Origin of the sequence: Poseidonibacter ostreae (assembly GCF_009208075.1) — a bacterium.
GTDB lineage: Bacteria > Campylobacterota > Campylobacteria > Campylobacterales > Arcobacteraceae > Poseidonibacter > Poseidonibacter ostreae.
Genome location: NZ_WFKJ01000078.1, coordinates 1 through 4,587, shown reverse-complemented (window position 1 = coordinate 4,587; position 4,587 = coordinate 1). Strand labels below are relative to the sequence as shown.

Annotated in this window: 5 protein-coding genes; 1 reads left to right on the top strand and 4 read right to left on the bottom strand. The window is 27.9% G+C overall.

Annotated features, from left to right (window positions below):
- Positions 1 to 250 precede the first annotated feature (250 nt).
- The gene (locus GBG18_RS14625; protein ID WP_152192259.1) at positions 251 to 1,318 is read right to left on the bottom strand and encodes a Fic family protein; all 1,068 of its coding nucleotides are present in this window, start codon (positions 1,316 to 1,318) and stop codon (positions 251 to 253) included.
- A gap of 382 nt (positions 1,319 to 1,700) precedes the next feature.
- Here GBG18_RS14625 and GBG18_RS14620 point away from each other — a divergent pair, with 382 nt between their 5' ends.
- Entirely contained in the window at positions 1,701 to 1,904 is a 204-nt protein-coding gene (locus GBG18_RS14620; RefSeq protein ID WP_226896503.1) for a recombinase family protein, read from the top strand.
- A gap of 146 nt (positions 1,905 to 2,050) precedes the next feature.
- Here the strand turns inward: GBG18_RS14620 and leuB are convergent, their stop codons facing one another.
- The 3 genes from leuB to GBG18_RS14605 form a co-directional block, all read right to left on the bottom strand.
- A complete protein-coding gene (gene leuB, locus GBG18_RS14615) occupies positions 2,051 to 3,118 on the bottom strand; it encodes a 3-isopropylmalate dehydrogenase (RefSeq protein WP_152192257.1) in 1,068 nt (355 codons plus the stop codon).
- A 43-nt stretch (positions 3,119 to 3,161) separates the two neighbouring features.
- Positions 3,162 to 3,956 carry an SDR family NAD(P)-dependent oxidoreductase gene (locus tag GBG18_RS14610; RefSeq protein ID WP_152192256.1) on the bottom strand — a complete coding sequence of 265 codons (795 nt, stop codon included), beginning with the start codon at positions 3,954 to 3,956 and terminating at the stop codon, positions 3,162 to 3,164.
- A 79-nt stretch (positions 3,957 to 4,035) separates the two neighbouring features.
- On the bottom strand, positions 4,036 to 4,587 hold a 552-nt coding region (locus tag GBG18_RS14605; RefSeq protein WP_152192254.1), incomplete at its 5' end, for a response regulator transcription factor.

The following is a 4,587-nucleotide window of genomic DNA, read 5'->3' as shown; positions in this document are numbered from 1 at the left end:
AACCTGTAATTAATGGCTTTAGTTCTTTCACAGTCTCTGTAGTTTTGGAACTTTCTCTTTACTGATATAGAACAGTATTATTGATTGTTTCTACAAAATCAAATGACACTTTCAATATCACCATTATTACCCTTCCAGCTTATTATAAATTATTTGGCCTATGTGTAGTTTTTTCTATTTATTTAACATTAGTTATAATCTATGTTAAACTTTTTAACTTTTTTTAACATAGATTACAAAGTATGTTAAATTAAATACCTTTTTGTAACATTATAAAAAGCTCTTTATTAATATAAAACTTGCTATTTTTAATTTTTCTCTCTTCTAATAAGCCTATAGAGTCCAGTTCTTTTAAGTGCTTAGAAGCTGTTTGTCTTGTAATTCCTAAATTATCAACCAACATATCAATTTTTGTATAAGGATGGATAAATAATACTTCCAAGAGGTCTTTAGAGTATATTTTAGGAAGTTCCTTTTTTAACCTTATTTTTGTACTATCCATAAGTTGCTTTATTGCATTTATAAGCTTTATTTGTCTTATTGCCGTTTGTTCAACACCATCAAGCAGATAAATTATCCATTCTTCCCAAGAATCTTTTTCTCTTACCTCTTGCAATAGTCTGTAATAATCAGCTTTATGTTTTATGATATAGCTACTTAAATATAAAATAGGTAAATCTAACAATTCATTTAATACAAGATATAAAATATTTATAATCCTTCCTGTTCTACCATTACCATCATAAAATGGGTGGATTGATTCAAATTGATAGTGAATGATTGCCATTTTTATAAGGGGATCTACATCATCTGCTGTATTTATATAGTGCTCAAGATTGTTAAGAAGTTTTCTAATTGTTGCTTCATCTTGTGGTGGGGTATGAATAACTTCTCCTGTTGCTTGATTCTTTAAAACTGTCCCTATCTGTTGTCTAACCCCTGCAACATTTCCCTCTAATTCTTGTTGAATATCAATAATATGTCTGGTTAAAAGTAAAGAGTTTTCTCTAACGAGATCAAACCCTTTTAATAAAGCTCTACTGTAACTTTGAACCTCTTTTGTTGCATGAGATATGTTTGATATATCTAAGTTAGATTGATATAATTCGTCATGTGTAGTTATGATATTTTCTATCTCTGAACTATCTTTTGCTTCTTGAAGGATTAAAGAGTTTATTAATATTGTTTGATTAGGAATAATTTTTGCTATACCATTAAGATTAGCAAGTGCTTTATTAGCAGTGATTGATTTTTTAAGAATAGCTTTTGTCTCTATATCTATTTCTAATGGTAAATTATTTGGTATAAATTCGCTCATATCAATCTTTCTCACTTTTTTTGTATTTAAAATACATACGTAAAAATTATTATACAATCCTAAGACTTTAGTATGCTTTTCCCAAACTCTTACACTTTAATTTTCTTTAACTCTTCTCAAGCTAGCATAAAAATTTGTTAACAGAAAATGGGATACAAAAATTAATAAATAATCTATCAAAAAGAAACCTCTACAAAAACATGTTTAGAATCTTATTCTTTTTAGGAAAATAGAGATTACTTTACAATCATTAAAATATATGAGATAAATAGTAAGTTCAATACAAAGGATTTATTATGAATGTAGGTTATGCAAGAGTTTCAACTTCAAGTCAAAATCTTGAGAATCAAATTGTCAACTAAAGAGTGTAGGCTGTAAAAAGATTTTCTTTGAAAAAAGGTCAGGAAAGAATGAATCTGATCGTGAACAGTTTAAGATTATGATGGATTTTGTAAGAGAAGGTGATGTACTTTATATTACAAAACTTGATAGATTAGCAAGGTCTGTAATAGATCTTCATAATATTGCAATGTTTTTAGAAAATAGTGAAATGTGCTTAAAAAAAAGAAGTTATAAAAGAAGTTGATTTTAATGATGGTGTTATTATAAATTCTACTAAATAATCAGTAAAATATAACAAAACATCTAACTTAACAATTTCTATAAATCAATTTCAAAACTATTTAATCTAATATAGGAGAGGAATCATTAAAAATCCTCTCTCTTTATACATTATTTAACTGAATATTCAGCAATAACACTACCCATTTCAGTAGTAGATAAAACTTCTTTAGCATCAAAAGAACTTAAATCTTTTGTTCTATATCCATCTTTTAATACATTTTTAATTGCATTTGTAATCATATCAGCAGCTTTTTCTTCACCTAGTGAATATCTTAGCATCATTGCTGCACTTTCTATTGTTGCAATTGGATTTGCTATTCCTTGTCCTGCAATATCAGGTGCACTACCATGAATTGGTTCATAAACTGCTGTTTTATCTCCAGAAGAAGCAGATGGTAATAATCCAATTGATCCTACTACCATTGAAGCTGTATCAGATAAAATATCTCCAAAGATATTTCCAGTTACTATTACATCAAATTGTTTTGGGTTTCTTACTAATTGCATTGCTGCGTTATCAACATACATATGTGTTAATTCAACTTCTGGATAATCTTTTGATAATTCAATCATAGTATCTCTCCAAAGTTGAGAAACTTCAAGAACATTTGCTTTATCAACAGAGCATAATCTCTTATCTCTTTTCATTGCAAATTCAAAAGCTTGTTTACCAATTCTAATAATTTCATCTTTTGTATAAACCATAGTATTATATGCTTTATTACCATCATTTGCTCTTGGTTGTCCAAAGTAGATTCCACCAATAAGTTCACGCACAACCATAATATCACAACCTTGAATTACTTCAGGTTTTAATGTTGATGCATTTACTAATTCATCATAAACAATAGCAGGTCTTAAGTTTGCATAAACACCCAACTCTTCTCTTAATTTTAAAAGTCCAGACTCTGGTCTTAATTCTCTTGGAAGATTATCCCATTTTTCTCCACCAATAGCACCAAATAAACAAGCATCTGAAGCTAAAACTCCAGGAACTGTTTCAGGCGGTAAAGGAACACCTGTTTCATCAATAGCTATTCCTCCCATTAAATATTCTTTATAATCTAATGTAAAATCACAAGCTCCAGATACAGTATCTAATACTTTTATTGCTTCATCAACGATTTCTGGACCTATTCCATCACCTTTGATTATTGATATATTATAGTTTCTCATTTATTTCCTTTTTCATTTTATTTAATTTAAATATTCTTCATTATTAAAATGCAGATTGAACTACACCACCATCAACTCGTAAGATTGCACCATTTGTTGCACTGGATAAAGCACTTGCTGTATATACAATCATACTTGCACTTTCTTGTACATCTGCAAATCTTTTAATTAAGGAAGTAGGTCTTGCAGTTTCAAAGAATTCTTTTTCAATTTCTTGTGCAGTTTGTTTATTTTGTTTTGCAATTGCTTCAAAGAAAGTCATAACACCTTCTGATTTAGAAGGTCCTACTATAATTGAGTTTGACGTTACATTTGTACCTTTTGTGAGCTCTGCAATTCCTCTTGAAATAGATATCTGTGCAGTTTTACTCATTCCATAATGAATCATTTCTTTAGGAATTTGAATCGCAGATTCACTTGAAATAAAAATAATTCTTCCCCAGTTTTGATTAATCATTGATGATAAATAATGTTGAGATAATCTAACTCCACTCATTACATTTACATTAAACATATTAAACCACTCTTCTTCAGAAATTTTTTCAAATTCTTTAGGTTCAAATATACCAAGATTATTAATTAAAATATCAATATGTGGAACTTTATTAATAAGCTTATCACATCCTTTTTTATCTTTTAAATTAGCAACTATACCTTTGATATCTAGTTTTGGAAATTGTTTCTTTAGAGAGTTAACTGCTTTATTTACTTTTGATTTACTTCTTCCATTAATTATTACATTAACACCTTCTTCACAAAGTTTTTTTGCAGTTGCAAATCCTATACCTTGTGTTGAACCTGTTACTAGTGCAATTTTATTTTGTATTTTTAAATCCATGTTCTAAATCCTATATAATTATTTTATTATATAGTACAAAAAAGCAATCGCAGTTTCATCGCTTTTTTGTTTTAAAACTTTAGAAGAGTTCTATTTTATATCCAGTGTTATTTTGATTAGTAATTAAATCTTTATGTATTTTATTTCTAAGTCTAAATAAAACAGATCTAAATGCCGCATATCCTGCAGGTTCATCCTGCCAAATAGCATATTCTAATTGTTCTTGAGATACATTATGCCCAGGACTCTTACATAAATATTTTATAATTTTAATCTCTTTTGCAGTTAATTTAACTGGTTCATCTCCATAATATAATATCTCTTTTTCTTTATCATAAAGGTATCCATATTTTAATTGAATAGTTCTAGATTGTTGTTCAGTATTTAGTTCAAGTTGATGAACTAATGTTTTATTTACATTTTGTGTTGCATCTAATCTTCTATTTTTTACATTATCTTCAGCTGCTTTGCTTAAAGCTATTTCTATTGCTGCATGCAAATTAGATTTTTTATATGGTTTTAAAAGATATCCATAAGCTAAAGCTTCAGAAGCTTTTTTTATTGTTTCAACTTCTGAATTTGCTGTTAAAAAAATTACTGGAGTAAAAGGAAGAATGTTTTTTAATTCTTT

Coding starts and splice junctions, on each gene's coding strand:
- GBG18_RS14625 (WP_152192259.1), bottom strand. CDS start 1,318: ATGAGCGAATTTATACCAAATAATTTACCATTAGAAATAGATATAGAG.
- leuB (WP_152192257.1), bottom strand. CDS start 3,118: ATGAGAAACTATAATATATCAATAATCAAAGGTGATGGAATAGGTCCA.
- GBG18_RS14610 (WP_152192256.1), bottom strand. CDS start 3,956: ATGGATTTAAAAATACAAAATAAAATTGCACTAGTAACAGGTTCAACA.